Here is a 16,633-nt window from a genome sequence, read left to right on the forward strand (position 1 = left end):
GGCACCGGTTCTGCACATCTGAGCACCGGCACCGGGGCGCACGGTCGCTGCTTAGCCGCCTCACCTGCGAAGTCGCACGGCCGGTCCCAGTTTTAGTCCAAACCGAGGACCCTTCGCGCCCGAAATGTCGGCTCAGTTATGACTAAAACTGGGACCACTAGACTCCGGGGCATGCCGAAGCGCGGTGCTGTGGATCCCGGGGAGGTGCGCGAGGCGGTGACCGCCGTGCGCGAGTGGCTCGACGACGCGCAGCACCGCCCCGCCAGGCCCGAGATGGCCAAGGCCGTGCGGCTGAGCCTGCGCACGCTGGAGCAGGTCGCCCCGGGCAACACGGTCGAGGTGCGGGTCCCGCCGTTCGCGGCCGTGCAGTGCGTCGAAGGCCCCCGGCACACCCGAGGCACCCCGCCGAACGTCGTCGAGACCGACGCGCGAACCTGGCTGCTGCTCGCGACCGGCCGTCTGACCTGGTCGGAGGCCGTCGCTGACGGCCTGCTGACGGCCTCCGGTTCCCGCTCCGACGTCTCCCGATGGCTCCCGATCGTCCGCGTGGAGAGCAGCTGAAGGGCTCCGAGCTGCTACGTGTTGTGATGAGATGGCTGACACGCTTCGGGTGGGGTTCCCCCAGGTTTCGAGGGTCTTACACTGAGGTGTAACTCCGACTCCGTCATCCAGGGAGTTTTCGGTGGTCACCGACCGTCCGGCTAACGCCAGCACGACAACGGACCTGCCCTTTCCGACCTTCGACACCTCGCCCGAGGCCTTGGAGCGGGACATCCCGCGCGAGGAATGCGGCGTTTTCGGCGTCTGGGCCCCTGGAGAGGAAGTCGCCAAGCTCTCGTTCTACGGGCTCTACGCCCTCCAGCACCGGGGTCAGGAAGCCGCCGGCATCGCCGTCGGAGACGGCTCCCAGGTGGTCGTCTACAAGGACCTGGGCCTGGTCAGCCAGGTGTTCACCGAGCAGACCCTCGCCTCGCTGCACGGGCACGTCGCGGTCGGGCACTGCCGGTACTCCACCACCGGAGGGGGCTCCTGGGAGAACGCGCAGCCGACCTTCCGCGCCACCGGTGCGGGCAGCGGCCTCGCGCTCGGCCACAACGGCAACCTGGTCAACACCGCTGAGCTGCTGGACCGCGCCCGCGAGTTCGGCCGGGTCGACGGCGGCAACCTGTCGTCCCCCGCCAACGGCTGCGAGCGCGCGAGCAGCGATTCCGACCTGGTCACCGGCATGCTCGCCGCCAAGGCCGCGGACATCGGCCTGGAGCAGGCCGCGATGGAGCTGTTCCCGACCGTCTCGGGCGCGTTCTCGATGGTCTTCTGCGACGAGGGCACGCTGTACGCGGTCCGCGACCCGCAGGGCGTTCGCCCGCTGGTGCTCGGCCGCCTCGAGCGCGGCTGGGTGGTGGCCAGCGAGACCGCCGCGCTGGACATCGTGGGGGCGTCCTTCGTCCGCGAGGTCGAGCCGGGCGAGCTGCTGGCAATCGACGCCGAGGGTCTGCGGTCGCAGTCCTTCGCCAGCCCCAAGCCCAAGGGCTGCGTGTTCGAGTACGTCTACCTGGCGCGCCCGGACACCACGATCTCCGGCCGGACGGTGCACGGCACCCGCGTGGAGATCGGCCGCAAGCTGGCCAAGGAACACCCGGTGGACGCCGATCTGGTCATCCCCGTCCCGGAGTCGGGCACCCCGGCTGCGGTCGGCTACGCCCAGGCCTCCGGCATCCCCTACGGCAACGGCCTGGTGAAGAACTCCTACGTGGGCCGGACGTTCATCCAGCCCTCGCAGACGATCCGCCAGCTCGGCATCCGGCTGAAGCTCAACCCGCTGCGCGAGGTCATCCGGGGCAAGCGGCTGGTCGTGGTCGACGACTCCATCGTTCGCGGCAACACCCAGCGCGCGCTGGTGCGGATGCTGCGCGAGGCCGGGGCCGTCGAGGTGCACGTGCGGATCGCTTCACCGCCGGTGAAGTGGCCCTGCTTCTACGGCATCGACTTCGCCTCCCGCGCCGAGCTGGTGGCCAACGGCGTCGACGACGACGGCGTGCGGCGCTCGATCGGCGCCGACAGCCTGGGCTACGTCTCGCTGGACAACCTGATCGGCGCCACGGAGCAGCCGCGCAACCGGTTGTGCGCTGCGTGCTTCGACGGCGAGTACCCGATCCCGCTGCCCGACGACGCGCGCATCGGCAAGTACCTGCTGGAGGGACTCAGCACCGAGCGCGGTGTGGCTGGTCCGGCCACGCCCGTGTTGCCCAGCGGTTACGGGGCGGAAGACGCGCTGCAACGGCCTTGACCTGACCGTCGCCGCGTAGCGTTGGCCGTGCCAGGATTGCGCGTCCGGCGAATCGCAAATCGCACTAGATGTGGAGCCAGTCGTGTCCGAAGACCTGATCGCAGGGTCTGCCCAATCCGAAACCCCGAAGGCCACCTACGCCGCGGCGGGAGTGAGCATCGAGGCCGGAGACGAGGCGGTGGAGAAGATCCGCCCCTGGGCGGAGCGCGCGACCCGGCCGGAGGTGCTCGGTTCCCTCGGTGGGTTCGCGGGCCTGTTCCAGCTCAAGCTCGACCGCTGGAAGGAACCGGTGCTCGCCTCCTCCACCGATGGCGTGGGCACCAAGCTGGCCGTGGCGCAGGCGGTGGACAAGCACGACACGGTCGGCATCGACCTGGTGGCCATGGTCGTCGACGACCTGGTGGTCGCCGGTGCCGAGCCGCTGTTCCTGCAGGACTACATCGCCGTCGGCCAGGTCGTCCCGGACCGGATCGCGGACCTGGTCAAGGGCATCTCCGAGGGCTGCGTGCAGGCCGGCTGCGCGCTGCTGGGCGGTGAGACCGCCGAGCACCCGGGTCTGATGGCCCCCGGCGAGTACGACATCTCCGCCACCGGCGTGGGCGTCGTGGAGGCCGACGGGATGCTGGGGCCGGACAAGGTCCGCCCGGGCGACGTGGTCATCGCGATGGGCTCGTCCGGTCTGCACTCCAACGGCTACTCGCTGGCCCGGCACGTGCTGCTGGACCTGGCGCGGGTGCCGCTGGAAGGCCACGTGGAGGAGTTCGGCCGCACCCTCGGCGAGGAGATGCTGGAGCCGACCCGGATCTACGCCAAGGACTGCCTGGCGCTGGCCGCCGAGGCCGAGGTGCGGACGTTCGCGCACGTCACCGGCGGTGGCCTCGCGGAGAACCTGGCGCGCGTCATCCCGTCGGGCCTGACCGCGACGCTGGACCGCGGCACCTGGACACCGGCTCCGGTGTTCCGGATGATCGCCCAGCGCGGCCGGGTCGAGGCCGAGGAGATGGAGCGCACCTTCAACATGGGCATCGGCATGGTCGCCGTGGTCACGGCCGAGGACGTCGACCGCGCCCTGGCCGTCCTCACCGCCCGCCACGTGCCCGCGTGGGTCCTCGGCGAGGTCGCCAAGCAGCCCACGGTGGAAGGCACCACCGAGGACGACCGGGTGATCCTCAGGGGAAACCACCCCCGCTTCTGACCAACACCAAGAAGGGCCGTGACTCCGAGAGAGTCACGGCCCTTCTTTGCGCAACGTATGGACGTCAGGCAAGCGACGGAGTCGCTTTCTCCTTGCCCCACCTGAGCAACTGGCACCGCCGGGGGTTCTGAGCGGCTTCGTGGCGAGCACGCCGCGACGCCGTGTATTGGCATACATCAGGAGTGGCGCGCGGAGTCCACGGAGCCGCTCAGGTTTCCCCTACTCGCACCGCCAAGCAACCCAGCCATGGAGAGAGGACAAGATAGGGCCGGCGCGTGCGGGCCGCCTCTCGGCGGATGGCACTGCAAGGCTCCAGCCGAACGGTATTCCAAGCAGGCGATAGTTGGAGCCCGGGGGCACGCGCACGACGCCGGCACCCCGTACAACGAGCGAGGGCCCCTGAGGATTCCCGGCATGGTGCCGATCACCCGTTGGAGGGGTCCGCTGGGCGCGCAGCACGTGGGGCGGTGCGGGAGTTGATCCCGCACCGCCCCACGTGTCCTGCGTGTTCAGCCCCGTCCCCGGGTGTCTCGCAGACGTGAGTGGCGCCGCCGGTCGCGACCGGCGGCGCCATCCACGTCTTGATCCTCTTGTTGGTCCTGCGAGCTAAGCGACGCGCTCCGCCATCGGGCGAACAGCGTTCAACCGCTGTTCTAGCTGGAGGAATGCGTCAACGTCGACCGTAGTCGTAGTCGTCGTACCCGTCGTCGTGCGAGTCATCGCGGTCTTCGCTGGACCACTCGCCGGACTCCGAGGTCGACAGCTCGCGCTGCAACGCCTCTATGTCCATGGACGGGGAACTGTACTTAAGCTCGCGGGCCACCTTCGTCTGCTTGGCCTTAGCCCGGCCGCGCCCCATGGCTCGACCCCCTCGCACAGGGTGTGCGGGGCGGACAGGGGAAAGCCGGCCCCGCATGATCTCGACAACTTTTCCTGTAACTACCGTACCGTGTCGAGGCGGTTCAACGCGACGTGGTGCCAGGAGTTGGCCCCCGTGTCTTGGGTGACGTCGCCCTCGCCCGATTCGATCAACCCGATGGTGCAGTTCGCGCGGGGGTGCCAGTCGCGCGGAGCGGCTCGTCGGGGGCATGACACGATGCTCGCTGTGCCAGAGCCGTTCGTCGCCTACCTCAGGGTTTACGAACCCCTGTCGTCGTTCGAGTCACCGCTGCGCGAGGAAGTCGAAGCAGCCGTGGATCGCGGGTCCGTGGACCCGTTCGACGCGGGGTTGTGGGAGCAGCGCCAGTGGCTGCGCAGTCAGCTGGCCGCACCGCCGCGCTTGTTGCCCGGTGAGAACGCCGACGGCGAGGTCCAGGGCGTGGGCGGCGTTCTCGTGCTGGATCCGGAGGACGTGCCGACCGCACCGTCCGCGACGGTGGGGCCGGGGCCGCTGGCGTGTCCGCTGGACGTGCGCGGCCGAGCCGCGGCGGCGCTGGTGGGTTTCCTGGGTGATGCTGAGATCCCGCTGCGCACGGCGGCTTTGCCGGAGTCGGTGGACAAGGCGCGCACGCGCGCGGGTGCGGTGGTCAGCGAGCTCTCCGGCGGCGCGGTGCACGTGCTGTCGTCGACGTGGACGGTTCCGCTGCCCTGGTTCGTCGTGGTGGACCCGACGGAGCGCTGCGTGTTCACCGAGCCCGATCGCCGCCGCGTGTGCTGGCGGGTCGCGATGGCCGACGCCCGCAGGCGGGTGGCCCGCGCCCACTCGGTCTCCCAGCAGTCGATCGGTGACGACGGCCCGACCCGCATCCTCAAGGAGACCGGGCGCTGGCTGGAGCGCTTCCACCCGCACAGCGCCGTCGAGCTCGACTACGGCGGCCTGGTCCAGCTGATGACCGAGTCGGATCTCGACGCCGACACCTCGGCCGAGGACGTGCACGCCATCGTCGACGCGATGGAGAGCGACGACGCCGACGAGGTGGCCACGCGGTACGAGCAGCTGCGCGACTTCTGGGCCGAGTTCGCCGCCCGCGAACACCACAACTGATCTGCGCGAGCGCGCCCCGTGCGGAGCGCCGGACTCAGGGGCGGCAGCGGATCTCGGCGTTGAGGACCGCGAACCAGCCGTCGTCGGAATCCCGCCAGGTGTGCCAGGCCCCGGCGAGCTCTTCGAGCTCTTCCCGGGTCGTCAGGCCGTAGGAGAGGGCCTGGGTGGCGAAGGCCGACTGCCGGATGCGGTCGGCCCAGAGGTTCCCCCACCAGGCGCGTTCTTCGGGCGTGGCGAAGCACCAGGCCGAGGCGGTGCAGGTGACGTCCGAGAAACCGGCTCGCAGGGCCCAGCTCTTGAGGTGCTTGCCGCCGTCGGGGTGGGCGTTGTTGCGCTGGGCGACCGAGCGGTAGAGCTCCAGCCAGCGGTCCATCCCGGGGTGGTCCGGCGACCAGCGCATGCCGCCGTAGTCGGCGTCGCGGACGGCGACGATCCCGCCGGGCCGGCAGACGCGGCGCATCTCGCGGAGCGCGGCGACCGGGTCGGTGAGGTGCTGCAGCACCTGGTGCGCGTGCACGACGTCGAAGGTGTCGTCGGCGTGCGGCAGCCGGTAGACGTCGGCGGTCTCGAACTCGGCGTTGTCGAGGCCTCGCGCGGCCGCTGCCGAGCGGGAGGACGTCAGCAGGTTCTCGGCGTTGTCGATGCCCAGCACCCGGCCGGGCTCGACCCGCTCGGCGAAATCGAGGGTGATGGTTCCCGGCCCGCATCCCACGTCCAGCACCTCGGTGCCGGGCTGGAGGTCGTCGAGCAGGTAGCCCGCCGAGTTCTCGGCGGTTCGCCACTGGTGCGACCGCAGGACGCTCTCGTGGTGGCCGTGGGTGTAGACGTCCGAGGATCCCAAGATTCCTCCCAAAGCATGGGAAATCTGTTCCGGAATATGAGCATATCCGGGACGACGTCCAGGTGGGAAGCCTTCGGGGTGCGGATTCAGCGAAGATCGAGGGTGCGCGTCAGCGCACTGCGCCTGCGATGAGGCGGATCGTCCCCACGGGGGCGCCGCCGCCGAGGACGGGCGCTTCGGCCAGGTCGTCCAGGCCCTCGATGCCGAGGGTGGCGAGGAGGGCGGTGGCCACGGGCAGGCGGGCGCGGTCCGCGCCGTCGGCGATCTTGATCGCGGCCGCGCGACCGTCCGGGAGCGCGAAGGCGAAGACGCCCTCGGCGCCGATCTTGCTGATCAGGCCCGGGACCGCCGACATGAGGCGGGTGTCCTCGCGGTCGGTGCCCGCGACGAGCCAAGGGTGCTCCCGCATCGCGTCCCCGATCGGGGTGGTGACCAGCCGCTGGAAGATCCGGGCCAGGCCGGTCAGCGGGAGCGCGAACAGCGGGGCGCCGCAGCCGTCGATCGACGTGCGCGCGATCGGTTCGTCCGCCAGATCGACCACGGCCTCGGAGATCGCCACCTGCAGCGGGTGCTTCGGATCGAGGTAGTCGGCGGTCGGCCAGCCGTTGATGGCGCAGGTGGCCAGCATCGCCGCGTGCTTGCCGGAGCAGTTCATGGTGATCCGGCGCTCGACCGACACGCCACGACGTGCGGCCTCCCCCATCGGCAGCTCGGGCGGGCACTGGAGGTCGTCCTCGTTCAGCGAGTACCGCCGCAGCAGCGCGTCGACGCGGGAGACGTGCTCCGGTTCGCCGCTGTGCGAGGCCGCGGCCAGCGCCAGGTCGGCGGCGGGGAGGTCCAGCCCGCAGCGCAGCATCCCGGCCGCCTGGGCGGGCTTGAGCGAGGAGCGCGGGTACATCGGCGACGACACCTCGCCCAGCGAGAGCCTGGTCGCGCCGTCCGGGTCGATCAGCACCGCGGAGCCGTGGTGCAGTCCTTCCCTGAGTCCACTTCGGACGATCTCGACGAGTGGAACGGGGTGGTTCAACGCCGGTCTCGTTCTTCCGCGAGCAGTTCGTCCACCGAAGCGGCACCTTCTCGGTAGCGGCGGGCGATCTCCGCGTTGAGCCGGTCCACGACCTGCTGCACCTCGCGGCGGCGCTGCGAGACCGAGTCCTCCTCGGAGGTGTAGGCGTTCAGCGCCCGGTCCAGCTGCTCGTCGGACAGCGACATCACGTCGGACAGGTCCACGTCCGACACCAGGGCTTCGACGTGCCTGCGGTGCGCCTCGGCGCGCGAGGGCTCGGTGGTCTGGTACCGGCCGGAACCGGCGGCCGGACCGACCGCGTTGTCGGCGAGGATGTTGACCAGCTGCTCGACCACCGAGCGCGACCCGTCCTCCCGGCGCCTGCGCTGCTCGGCGCGCACGATGTCGATGCGCGCGTGCAGCACCCTGCGCAGGTAGGACAGGTCGGTCTCCTCCTGGGCGGCCTCGTCCCGCAACGCGCGCACATCACCGAGCGCGTGTTGTTCGATGCCACTGGTGTAGTCCGGGGACAGGACCCTGTCGATACGGCGCCGTCCACCCGGGCGGACTTCGATCACGTGGCCATCCTCCGGCAATTCGGTCGAGCTCGCCAACACTTCGGGTGATGTCGTTACGACAACAGTGTGACGCCGAGCGTTCGATCAGCGGTTCCTGCACGTTCGAAATGACCCTGATCGGGCGGTCGGCACGCCCTAAGGCATACCGGCCCTGTCAAATGCCGACGTCACGCGACGCGGAGAACTTGAGGATCGTTACCCGAACTAACGAATCACCGGCCGCGAAGCCGGTCCGCGGCCACCCGGCCGGGCGGCTCACCGGAATCCGGAGCCACCGAGTCCGGGTCGACCGCCGCGGCCACCGCGCGCTCCTCCGCCGGATCACCGGCCATCAGCTCGGCGTCGATCGGAGCCGAGCGCTTGAGCAGCGCCAACGCCACCGGGCCGAGTTCGTGGTGCTGGACCACGCTGCCGACCCGGCCGATCTTGCGGTCGCCGTGCATCACGGGGTCGCCGACCTCCGGCGAGACCTCCACCGAGCCGTCGAGGTGCAGCAGCACCATCCGGCGCGGTGGTTTGCCCACGTTGTGGACCTTCGCGACCGTCTCCTGACCCCGGTAGCAGCCCTTGGCCACGTGCGCGGCGAGGTGGATCCAGCCGAGCTCGTGCGGGATCGCGCGGTCGTCGGTGTCCAGGCCCGGCCGCGGGCGGAGCGCTTCCACGCGCAGCGCCTCGAACGCCATCGTCCCGGACGGGCGGATGCCCGCGTCGGTGAGCTTGAGCCACCAGTCCGCCAGCGACTCGCGCGGAACCAGCAGGTCATAGGTCTGCAGAGCCCGGTACGGCACGTTGCGGACGAAGCCGCCGCCGGGCAGGCCGCGCACCTCGTAAGGCGCGGACGGGACCTCGGTGAACCCGGCAAGGACCCCGCCGGCGTCCGGGCCGATCGCGGTCAGCACCGCGAGCTCGGAGGTGGCGTCGCGCGGCTCCACCTTCGACCAGAACCGCATCGCGTCGAGGTACTGCACGAGCGTCTGCCTGCCGTTCACGCCGATCGTCGGCAGCGCGCTGGTGGCCTCCGCGCCCGCGTCGGTGTCCAGGTACACGACGCCCTCGTGGTGAGCGACCATCATGTGGCTGTCCACCCGGCCGTGGGTGTCGAGCACCAGCGCCTCGGTGCCCTGCCCGTCCTGCAGCTCCGTGAGGTGCTGCGAGAGCACCAGGTGCAGCCAGCTCAGCCGCTCCTCGCCGGGAACGGCGATGACCTCGCGGTGCGAGCGGTCGACCAGCACCGCCGAGCGCGCTGCCGAGCGCTGCTCGGCGAAGGGGTCGCCGAAGTGCCAGGGAACGCCGCTGTCCACCGATTCGTCAGGCGCGGGAACCGCGCCCGGCAGATCCAGCAGGGGTGACCTCATTCAAGCGCTCCTAGGGTGGTCGTGCTCGTGCCTCACCGGTGTCAGCCGATGTTGGCGGCCTGGCATTCCCGGCAGGTGCCGGACAGCGCCAGGTGCGTGGCGTCCAGGGCGAAGCCGCGCTCGCCGCGCAGCTTGTCGGCCAGCTCGTCCATCGTCTCGATGGCCACCTCGTCGATCCGGCCGCAGCGGTGGCAGGCGAGGTGGACGTGCCCGTGCTCCTCGGCGGAGTAGGTGGGGGCTCCGTGGCCGAGATGCGTGTGTCGCACCAGATCGAGCTCTTCGAGCAGGTCGAGCGCCCGGTAGATGGTGGTGATGTTGATCGTCGGCGCCGTTTCCTGCACCTTCTTGCAGACCTGCTCGGGCGTGGCGTGCCCCAGTTCGCGCACGGTGTCCAGCACCAACTGGCGCTGCAGCGTCATGCGCATGCCACGTTGGTGCAAGGTGCTGCGCAGCGATCCCTGGTCGCTCAATGCCCGCTCCTGTGCTCGGCGCGCTCGGACGGAAACCCACCCTCGATCGTAACCTCCGGGCCCACCCCCGGAACTGGAAGCTCTACCCTTCCGGCATGCGCGTACTGGCACTTTTGGACGGGACCCTGGCCGACCCCGAAGCCCCGCTGTTCCGCGCCGACGACCTCGGCGTGATGCGTGGCGACGGCTGCTTCGAGACGATCCTGGTGGTCGACCGGAAGCCGCGCGAGCTCGGGCCGCACCTCGACCGGATGGAGCGGTCGGCGCGGCTGATGCAGATGGAGCTGCCGGACCGCGAGTCCTGGGAGCGTGCCGGTCAGGCCGTCATCGACGCGTGGCCGTGGGAGTCCGAGCCGGAGATGGGGCTCAAGTTCGTGTGCACCCGGGGCATCGACGGCGGCGACGGCACACCGCACGGTTTCGCGATGGGCATGGACGTCGGCCAGGAGACCAAGCGCAAGCGCGACGGCGGAGTCGACGTCGTCACCCTGGACCGCGGCTACTCGCCCGGCCTGATGGAGCGCGCCCCGTGGCTGCTGCTGTCGGCCAAGACGCTGTCGTACGCGGTGAACATGGCCGCGCTCCGGGAGGCCGAATCGCGCGGTGCCGACGAGGTCGTCTTCACCGCCGAGGACGGCACGGTGCTCGAGGGCCCGACCTCGACGGTCGTGCTCGCCCAGGGGCGCACGCTGCTGACCACGCCGCCCGCTTCCGGAGTCCTGCCCGGCACGACCCAGGGCGCGCTGTTTCGCGCTGCCGAGCGGGCCGGCTGGGAGACCGAGGTCGCCGACTTCCCCACCTCGGCGCTGTTCGAGTCCGACGGGGTGTGGCTGGCCTCCAGCATTCGCCGGGTGACGCAGGTGCGGGCGATCGACGGGACGCCGATCAAGGCGGATGACTCCTTGCACACCGAGATCGTCGACCTCTACGAGTCGAACTACTGAACCTCGCTCGACCTGCTCAGCGGTGCGGGTGGCGGAACCTCAGACGTCTTCTGGCTCCGGGATCCGAGACTGATGTACGACCACCAGTACACGGCGCTACGGCTGTCCTCCCCAGAAGACGTCTGAGAACCCGCGGCGGTGCGAGTTGCTCAGGTGGGGCACTGAGAAAGCGACTTCGTCGCTTGCCTGACGTCCCTCAGCCCGCGACTCGGTCCAGCTTGGCGGAGAGCCTGGGCTGCAGCTCGTGCTCCGACGTCGCGCGCTCCTCGACGTAGGCGAGGGCTCCGTCGACCACGCCGTAGAGGCGGCTGGCGGCGGTGACGTCCTCGCCGGTCGGGGTGCGCAGCACCGCGTCGGTGCCGAACTCCCAGGTGGTGGTGTTGCGCGGCTGCCCGATGAACAGCTCGGTGACGCCGGTCGAGTGCATCAGCATCAGCTCGATCGTGTCGTCCGGCTGCGGGCGCAGGAAGCCCTGCTCGCGGAACTCGGGACCGACGACGTTGCCGCCTTCGCCGTCCAGCCGCCACGCGCGGCTGGCGTAGATCAGGAACGGGCGGCCGTCGTGGGAGATCGTCACCTGCTGGAAGAACCGGTAGGACTCCTCCAGCGACGGGTGCGAGGCCTCGCCCTCGCCGCGCCACACGCCGACCAGCGGCAGCAGCGACAGGCAGGCGTCATCCAGCGAAGGGCCTTCCCGCAGGTTCGCGGTGTCGCCCTCGCCGGGGAGGTCGTCGAAATCCGGGACGTTGATGTCCCGGGTGGTCTTGGCGCGTTCCGCGGCCGCGGCTACTGCGGCGTCGCCGCTGCCCGGCTGCGGTTCGTTCGGCGTTGCAGTCATCGCTTCGAGGCTACAACGAGGCCGTGATCAGTCGTTGTACAGGCGGTACACCACGTAGAAGGCGAACCAGACGGTCGCGATCGCAGCGAGTCCGACGAGCGTGACGAGGCCGTAGTGCAGAAAGTCGAGGAGTTCCACGCGGAAAGGATAACCACCGCAACGCCCCGGTGAACTGTGGCGTGCGGCATGATCTGCGTGGTGAGCGGCGGGGACAGGCCGCTGAACACCACGAACGTCAGAGCCGGGACGAGGATCACAATGGACTTCGAGACGCTGCGCGAGCGCGCGCTGGCCTACCGCGAGCAGCTGCTGGCTCGCAAGGACAAGATCGCGCCGGCCGACTTCGGTTGGTACCCGTACGACACGATGGCCAACATCTTCCACCTGGACGCCCTGCTCAGCGGTCCGCAGCGGCAGGTGTTCGACAGCATCGCGGGCACCCGCATCGCCGACATCGGTGCCGCGGACGGCGACTTCGGGTTCTTCCTGGAGGACGAGCTGGGCTGCGAGGTCGACCTGATCGACAACGTGCCCACCAACTTCAACGGCCTGCGCGGCGCCCGGCGCCTCGTCGAGGAGCTGCCCTCGCGCGCGCAGGTGCACGAGATCGACCTCGACGCGCAGTTCCGGATGCCCGCCGAGCACTACGGCGCGGTGTTCTTCCTCGGGCTGCTCTACCACCTGAAGAACCCGTTCCTGGTGCTGGAGAGGCTGGCCGAGCGCGCCGAGCTGTGCTTCGTCTCGACGCGCGTCGCCCAGGTCGCGCCGGGCGGCACCCGCATCGCCGACCAGCCCGTCGCGTACCTGCTGGACCCGGCCGAGGCCAACGACGACGCGACGAACTTCTGGATCTTCAGCGAGACCGGCCTCCGCCGCATCTTCGACCGCACCGGCTGGGACGTCGTCGACTTCACCACCGTCGGCTGCCAGGAGGACTCCGACCCCCGGACCCCGGACCGCGACGAGCGGGCCTTCGCCCTGCTGCGGTCCCGCAAGGTCTGAAACGACGAAGGGCCGGCACCCCGAGAGGTGCCGGCCCTTCGAACGTGCAGGTCAGGCGACGGCGATGTCCACCGGGTGAACACCGGTGCCCGCCGGGGAGACCTGGGACTCGCCCTTGCCGCTGCGGTGCAGCGCGCGGACGGTCCAGTCGCCCGGAGCGGCGTAGAACCGGAAGTCGCCCTCGTCGGAGGTGACGACCTCGGCGGTGAACTCGCCGGAGGAGTCCAGCAGGCGGACGAAAGCCCCGCCGACGGGCGAGTCCCCGGACCGGACCTTGCCGGACACCACGACCTGGTCAGTGGCCTCGTCGACCGCGGTTGCCGACTGCTGCGGCGCTCCGCATCCACTCATGTCACAAACTCCTTGCTCGGTGTTACCGGGTGATCAGGCGCCGGACGGGTTCTCGATCGGCACGCCGATCAGCGAGCCGTACTCGGTCCAGGAGCCGTCGTAGTTCTTGACGTTCTTGTTGCCCAGCAGCTCGCGCAGCACGAACCAGGTGTGCGAGGAGCGCTCGCCGATGCGGCAGTAGGCGATGGTGTCCTTGCCGGTGTCCAGCCCGGCTTCGCCGTAGATTTCCTTGAGCTCCTCGTCGGAGCGGAAGGTGCCGTCCTCGTTCGCGGCCTTGCTCCACGGCACGTTGATCGCGCTGGGGATGTGGCCACCGCGCTGCGCGGCTTCCTGCGGCAGGTGCGCCGGCGCCAGCAGCTTGCCCGAGAACTCGTCGGGGGACCGCACGTCGACCAGGTTCTTCGTGCCGATGGCGTCCACGACCTCGTCCCGGAAGGCGCGGATCGAGGTGTCCGGCTCCTGGGCCTTGTAGGTGGTGGCGGCCTTGTTCGGCTCGTCCTTGGTCAGCTCGCGACCGTCGAGCTCCCACTTCTTGCGGCCGCCGTCGACCAGCTTGACGTCACCGTGCCCGTAGAGTTTGAAGTACCAGTAGGCGTAGGCGGCGAACCAGTTGTTGTTGCCGCCGTAGAGCACGACGGTGTCGTCGTTGCCGATGCCCTTGGCCGACAGCAGCTTCTCGAAGCCCTCGCGGTCGACGAAGTCACGGCGGACCTGGTCCTGGAGGTCGTGCTTCCAGTCCAGCTTGATGGCGCCCGGGATGTGGCCGCCGTCGTAAGCGGTGGTGTCCTCGTCCACCTCGGCGAACACCACTCCGGGGGTGTTCAGGTTCTCTTCGGCCCACTCGGTGGAGACCAGGACCTCTGCGCGGCTCATCGAGCGACTCCTTCGTTGATCTTCGAAACGGGTCAGTCTGTCGTGGACGCCCCGGCCGGCGCGAACCGGCGGAGCACCAGGTACATCTGGCAGCCGAGGCAGTAGCCGAACACCGCGTTGAGCAGTGCCGCTACCAGGGCTAAGGCGTTCGCCACGACGCCGAGAGCGGTCAGGTCCGCCGCGTAGCCGATCGTGGCCACGAGGGTGAAGACGAAGCCGACTCCCTGCGAGAAGCGAACGGGTGCGGGGTCTTCGCGCTCTTCCGGTGCGATCGGCGCCAGCTTGGGCTGCACGGTGCTCCGGTACAGCGCGCCCCACGGGTTGAGCTGCATTCCGATGAACGCGCACAGACCGAACAGAACCATCTGGGCCGCCAAGACACGCCAGCTCGTGGTGACCAGGCCGAGCGCGAGGATCACGCTGGTGATCGCCGCCGTGAACCTGACCCCACGTGGATCGAGCGTCGTGACTGACATCTGGGAAGGCCTCCTGACGATGTGGACTGGGTCTGCCGAGTCCGTCAGGCGGTGGGGCGCGCGCCGGCGAAGGTCATGAGGGCATGACGAGGCCGTGCTGTGAGCGCGTACTACCGCCCGGTCAGTGCCTTCAACACAGGCTGCTACCCACGCGGCAGAGATCAACCGCGCGCCTTCGGGTCAGCAGTACATGCACGCCTGGGAGGTTACCCGGACCGACCGATCGCCGGGAAGAATGTTCACACAGTGGGACGGCGTGTGATGGGCAACTGCTCGCCCGGCGCAGTCGCCTCACAGGTGGGTCTGGATGGCTTCCGCGAGCGCCTGCGGGCGCGGGACGCCCCCGACGCGGAAGAGCTCGCGGCCCGCGCGGTCCAGGACCAGCGTCGTCGGGGTGCTGTGGACGCGCAGCGGCGTCGACCACTCGGGGTGGTCGGTGAGGTCGACCTCCACGTGGCGGACGTCGCCGGTCTTGCCCGCGAAGTCGGCGAGCAGGATCCGAGCGTGCCTGCACGGCTGGCAGAACGTGGTCGACAGCTGCAGCAACGTCACCTTCGCGTCCGGTTCCGGGGCGTCGGCGAGCCGCTGCCTGAGACCGTCCGGGAAGTGGTCGGTCACGATCTCCTCACCTCCTCCTTCGCGCACCTTGCCCTGCCTCGCCTGCCACACCAGGCCCAGCACCAGCGCCACCGGCACGGCGATCAGCAGCGCGATCACACCCGGGCTCATCCCGTGGTCACCCCGTTGCCGCTGATCGTCACGTTCTCGGCGGTGCCCTCGACGACCAGCGCGCCGCGCTCGGCGCGCACCGCCGTGGGCTGCACCTCGAAGGGCAGCATCCCCGGGTCGAGGGTGGTGTTGAACTGCTTGAGCACCGACTGCTCGAAGATGGGCGGCAGGTCGATCGGGCCCAGCGCGCTGTTGTTCAGCTCCAGCTCGCGCGGCTCGATCTCCATCTTGCCGTTGACCAGCGACAGCACCGCGATCACGCGGACCTTGTTCTCCGAGCCCGCGATGTTGACCGTGCCGTCGAGCTGCACCGGTGCGCGCTGGTCGTCGCCGCCCTCGGCCAGCCGCTTGTCGGACTCGCTGATGTTGCCGTCGTCGTCGGCGAGGGCGTTCGGGGCGGCAGGCTCGATCGTGAGGTCCTGGATGCCGATCAGCCGGGCCACGTCGGAGGCCTTCAGCTTCACCCGGCCGACCAGCTGATCGACCGTCAGCTCCTGGGCCGTTCCCGCGATGACCTGCGAGGTCGCGACCTTCGCGCCGTGCAGGTCGGCTTCGATGTCCACCTCGTTGAACGGCTCGACCGGCACCGAGTTCGCCACCAGCTGCACGTCGCGGTAGTTGCCCGCGGCGGCCTGGGTCAGGAACGGGAACCCGTTGATCGAGACTTCGGGCTGCTCCGGCAGCTTGAGCTGCTGGGCGACCTTCTTCGACACCTGGTACTCGGCGAACGCGGCCGAGCCGAAGTCGGCGGCGACCAGGAGGCCGATGACGATGACGAGGGTGATCGCGAGCTTCTTCACTCCGAGCGGTCCGTTCTGTCGGGGCGCCGGGGGCCCGACCGGGCCCGATCGGGTGGCCCCACTGTATCGAGAGCCCAGGCCGCGATCCTGTCCACCAGCCCCGGAGTGGTGGAGCTCTCCGCGTGTCGCATGCCCTCGACCAGCCAGAACTCGCCTCCTCCCGCCTCGCTGAGGGCGAGCGCGTCGCTCGGTGGGAAGTAGTGATCCTCCGCACCGTGGACGATCAGCTGCGGCACGTCGATGCGGGTGGCGAGTTCGATCGGGGAGATCGGGACGCGGGGCCACCGACCCGCCAGCCGCACGCCCAGCAGGCGTGCGCTCAGCCGGCCGTGGGGTTGTTCGAGCAGCCAGTGCACCCTGCGCATCGCGGGTGTGTCGCGCACGAACCAGCGGGCCGGACTGCTCACCGAGATCACGGCGTCCGGTGGCGTCCCCAGCGCGGCCTGCCGCAGCACGACAGAGCCGCCCAGCGAGAACCCGACGGTGACCACCTGCGCGCACCCGAGCGCGCGCAGGTGCGCGACGGCGACGTCGATGTCCATCGCCTCGTTCGGCCCGACGGTGGTCCGGCCGCCGGAGCGGCCGTGGCCGCGGAAGTCCGTCGCCAGCACCGGTCCGTGCGCGGACAGCCGTTCCAGGACCTCGCGCACGGCGGGTTTGCGGATGTGCTGGGTGAAGCCGTGCCCCACCACGAAACCGAGGGGCGCGGGCAGTCCCGGGCCGGGGTGCAGAACGCCGCGGAGCCGCGTCCCGTCTTCTGCGCGCAACGTGACGGAACGGTCCCGAAACACTCCGGAAACACGGCGTCCCGCTCCGTTCACAAATGTGACGCCCTCGGTTGGACCTGGGTTTTTCCACCGCATGTCGGTTATTCTCCTTGGCATCCACAGGCAACGACGCCGAG

The 16,633-nt window shown here is 69.9% G+C and carries 20 protein-coding genes; 6 read left to right on the forward strand and 14 right to left on the reverse strand.

Annotated elements, in window-relative coordinates; genetic code table 11:
• Positions 1-171: 171 nt before the first annotated feature.
• The 3 genes from FHU35_RS17620 to purM all read left to right on the forward strand — a co-directional run bounded on the left by FHU35_RS17620 (position 172) and on the right by purM (position 3,482).
• Positions 172-561 (forward strand): sterol carrier family protein, encoded by a 390-nt coding sequence (locus tag FHU35_RS17620; RefSeq protein WP_145741009.1) that lies wholly within the window; start codon positions 172-174, stop codon positions 559-561.
• A gap of 121 nt (positions 562-682) precedes the next feature.
• Positions 683-2,287, forward strand: a complete 1,605-nt coding sequence (gene purF / locus FHU35_RS17625) for an amidophosphoribosyltransferase (protein ID WP_186459479.1) — start codon at positions 683-685, stop codon at positions 2,285-2,287.
• Positions 2,288-2,369: 82 nt separating this feature from the next.
• Positions 2,370-3,482, forward strand: coding sequence for a phosphoribosylformylglycinamidine cyclo-ligase (purM, locus tag FHU35_RS17630; RefSeq protein WP_145741011.1), 1,113 nt, complete (start codon positions 2,370-2,372; stop codon positions 3,480-3,482).
• A 670-nt stretch (positions 3,483-4,152) separates the two neighbouring features.
• Here the strand turns inward: purM and FHU35_RS17635 are convergent.
• Positions 4,153-4,341 carry a DUF3073 domain-containing protein gene (locus tag FHU35_RS17635; protein ID WP_093419982.1) on the reverse strand — a complete coding sequence of 63 codons (189 nt, stop codon included), beginning with the start codon at positions 4,339-4,341 and terminating at the stop codon, positions 4,153-4,155.
• Positions 4,342-4,587: 246 nt separating this feature from the next.
• On the opposite strand from FHU35_RS17635, the gene FHU35_RS17640 reads away from it, so the two are divergent.
• Positions 4,588-5,466: a DUF8083 family protein gene (locus tag FHU35_RS17640; protein WP_145741014.1), complete on the forward strand. Its 879-nt coding sequence runs from the start codon at positions 4,588-4,590 to the stop codon at positions 5,464-5,466.
• A 34-nt stretch (positions 5,467-5,500) separates the two neighbouring features.
• Here FHU35_RS17640 and FHU35_RS17645 read toward each other — a convergent pair whose 3' ends face one another.
• The 5 genes from FHU35_RS17645 to FHU35_RS17665 all read right to left on the reverse strand — a co-directional run bounded on the left by FHU35_RS17645 (position 5,501) and on the right by FHU35_RS17665 (position 9,716).
• Positions 5,501-6,307: a methyltransferase domain-containing protein gene (locus FHU35_RS17645; RefSeq protein ID WP_222429414.1), complete on the reverse strand. Its 807-nt coding sequence runs from the start codon at positions 6,305-6,307 to the stop codon at positions 5,501-5,503.
• 109 nt (positions 6,308-6,416) lie between these two features.
• Entirely contained in the window at positions 6,417-7,334 is a 918-nt protein-coding gene (locus FHU35_RS17650; protein ID WP_145741016.1) for an asparaginase, read from the reverse strand.
• Entirely contained in the window at positions 7,331-7,891 is a 561-nt protein-coding gene (locus FHU35_RS17655) for an RsiG family protein (RefSeq protein ID WP_145741018.1), read from the reverse strand. Before FHU35_RS17655 ends, FHU35_RS17650 begins: the two co-directional genes overlap by 4 nt.
• A gap of 212 nt (positions 7,892-8,103) precedes the next feature.
• Positions 8,104-9,246, reverse strand: coding sequence for a CAF17-like 4Fe-4S cluster assembly/insertion protein YgfZ (gene ygfZ, locus FHU35_RS17660; RefSeq protein WP_186459480.1), 1,143 nt, complete (start codon positions 9,244-9,246; stop codon positions 8,104-8,106).
• Between the two features lie 41 nt (positions 9,247-9,287).
• Positions 9,288-9,716: a Fur family transcriptional regulator gene (locus FHU35_RS17665; RefSeq protein WP_246110379.1), complete on the reverse strand. Its 429-nt coding sequence runs from the start codon at positions 9,714-9,716 to the stop codon at positions 9,288-9,290.
• Positions 9,717-9,811: 95 nt separating this feature from the next.
• Between FHU35_RS17665 and FHU35_RS17670 the strand changes: the two genes are divergently transcribed.
• Positions 9,812-10,660, forward strand: coding sequence for an aminodeoxychorismate lyase (locus FHU35_RS17670; RefSeq protein WP_145741020.1), 849 nt, complete (start codon positions 9,812-9,814; stop codon positions 10,658-10,660).
• A gap of 196 nt (positions 10,661-10,856) precedes the next feature.
• On the opposite strand, the gene FHU35_RS17675 is transcribed toward FHU35_RS17670, so the two are convergent.
• Positions 10,857-11,498: a heme-binding beta-barrel domain-containing protein gene (locus tag FHU35_RS17675; RefSeq protein WP_145741022.1), complete on the reverse strand. Its 642-nt coding sequence runs from the start codon at positions 11,496-11,498 to the stop codon at positions 10,857-10,859.
• Between the two features lie 258 nt (positions 11,499-11,756).
• On the opposite strand from FHU35_RS17675, the gene FHU35_RS17680 reads away from it, so the two are divergent.
• Positions 11,757-12,500 (forward strand): class I SAM-dependent methyltransferase, encoded by a 744-nt coding sequence (locus FHU35_RS17680; RefSeq protein ID WP_145741024.1) that lies wholly within the window; start codon positions 11,757-11,759, stop codon positions 12,498-12,500.
• A 51-nt stretch (positions 12,501-12,551) separates the two neighbouring features.
• Here FHU35_RS17680 and FHU35_RS17685 read toward each other — a convergent pair whose 3' ends face one another.
• The 7 genes from FHU35_RS17685 to FHU35_RS17710 all read right to left on the reverse strand — a co-directional run bounded on the left by FHU35_RS17685 (position 12,552) and on the right by FHU35_RS17710 (position 16,496).
• Positions 12,552-12,851: a DUF1416 domain-containing protein gene (locus tag FHU35_RS17685; RefSeq protein WP_145741026.1), complete on the reverse strand. Its 300-nt coding sequence runs from the start codon at positions 12,849-12,851 to the stop codon at positions 12,552-12,554.
• 33 nt (positions 12,852-12,884) lie between these two features.
• Positions 12,885-13,724: a sulfurtransferase gene (locus tag FHU35_RS17690; RefSeq protein WP_145741029.1), complete on the reverse strand. Its 840-nt coding sequence runs from the start codon at positions 13,722-13,724 to the stop codon at positions 12,885-12,887.
• 32 nt (positions 13,725-13,756) lie between these two features.
• Entirely contained in the window at positions 13,757-14,200 is a 444-nt protein-coding gene (locus tag FHU35_RS17695; protein WP_145741030.1) for a DUF4395 domain-containing protein, read from the reverse strand.
• A 130-nt stretch (positions 14,201-14,330) separates the two neighbouring features.
• The gene (locus tag FHU35_RS30440) at positions 14,331-14,495 is read right to left on the reverse strand and encodes a putative leader peptide (RefSeq protein WP_425474152.1); all 165 of its coding nucleotides are present in this window, start codon (positions 14,493-14,495) and stop codon (positions 14,331-14,333) included.
• Positions 14,492-14,929 carry a TlpA family protein disulfide reductase gene (locus FHU35_RS17700; RefSeq protein ID WP_145741032.1) on the reverse strand — a complete coding sequence of 146 codons (438 nt, stop codon included), beginning with the start codon at positions 14,927-14,929 and terminating at the stop codon, positions 14,492-14,494. The genes FHU35_RS30440 and FHU35_RS17700 overlap by 4 nt, the downstream gene beginning before the upstream one ends.
• Positions 14,926-15,729, reverse strand: coding sequence for an LmeA family phospholipid-binding protein (locus tag FHU35_RS17705; RefSeq protein WP_145741034.1), 804 nt, complete (start codon positions 15,727-15,729; stop codon positions 14,926-14,928). The genes FHU35_RS17700 and FHU35_RS17705 overlap by 4 nt, the downstream gene beginning before the upstream one ends.
• A complete protein-coding gene (locus tag FHU35_RS17710) occupies positions 15,726-16,496 on the reverse strand; it encodes an alpha/beta hydrolase (protein ID WP_246110380.1) in 771 nt (256 codons plus the stop codon). Before FHU35_RS17710 ends, FHU35_RS17705 begins: the two co-directional genes overlap by 4 nt.
• Positions 16,497-16,633 lie beyond the last annotated feature (137 nt).

Source organism: Saccharopolyspora dendranthemae (genome assembly GCF_007829955.1).
In the GTDB taxonomy this organism is placed as follows: Bacteria; Actinomycetota; Actinomycetes; order Mycobacteriales; family Pseudonocardiaceae; genus Saccharopolyspora; species Saccharopolyspora dendranthemae.

Excerpts from the sequence above, each read along its gene's own strand:
- FHU35_RS17680 (WP_145741024.1), top strand. The coding sequence starts at position 11,757 with ATGGACTTCGAGACGCTGCGCGAGCGCGCGCTGGCCTACCGCGAGCAG.
- FHU35_RS17700 (WP_145741032.1), bottom strand. The coding sequence starts at position 14,929 with ATGAGCCCGGGTGTGATCGCGCTGCTGATCGCCGTGCCGGTGGCGCTG.
- FHU35_RS17685 (WP_145741026.1), bottom strand. The coding sequence starts at position 12,851 with ATGAGTGGATGCGGAGCGCCGCAGCAGTCGGCAACCGCGGTCGACGAG.
- FHU35_RS17690 (WP_145741029.1), bottom strand. The coding sequence starts at position 13,724 with ATGAGCCGCGCAGAGGTCCTGGTCTCCACCGAGTGGGCCGAAGAGAAC.
- FHU35_RS17635 (WP_093419982.1), bottom strand. The coding sequence starts at position 4,341 with ATGGGGCGCGGCCGGGCTAAGGCCAAGCAGACGAAGGTGGCCCGCGAG.
- FHU35_RS17670 (WP_145741020.1), top strand. The coding sequence starts at position 9,812 with ATGCGCGTACTGGCACTTTTGGACGGGACCCTGGCCGACCCCGAAGCC.
- FHU35_RS17675 (WP_145741022.1), bottom strand. The coding sequence starts at position 11,498 with ATGACTGCAACGCCGAACGAACCGCAGCCGGGCAGCGGCGACGCCGCA.
- ygfZ (WP_186459480.1), bottom strand. The coding sequence starts at position 9,246 with ATGAGGTCACCCCTGCTGGATCTGCCGGGCGCGGTTCCCGCGCCTGAC.
- FHU35_RS17620 (WP_145741009.1), top strand. The coding sequence starts at position 172 with ATGCCGAAGCGCGGTGCTGTGGATCCCGGGGAGGTGCGCGAGGCGGTG.
- FHU35_RS17695 (WP_145741030.1), bottom strand. The coding sequence starts at position 14,200 with ATGTCAGTCACGACGCTCGATCCACGTGGGGTCAGGTTCACGGCGGCG.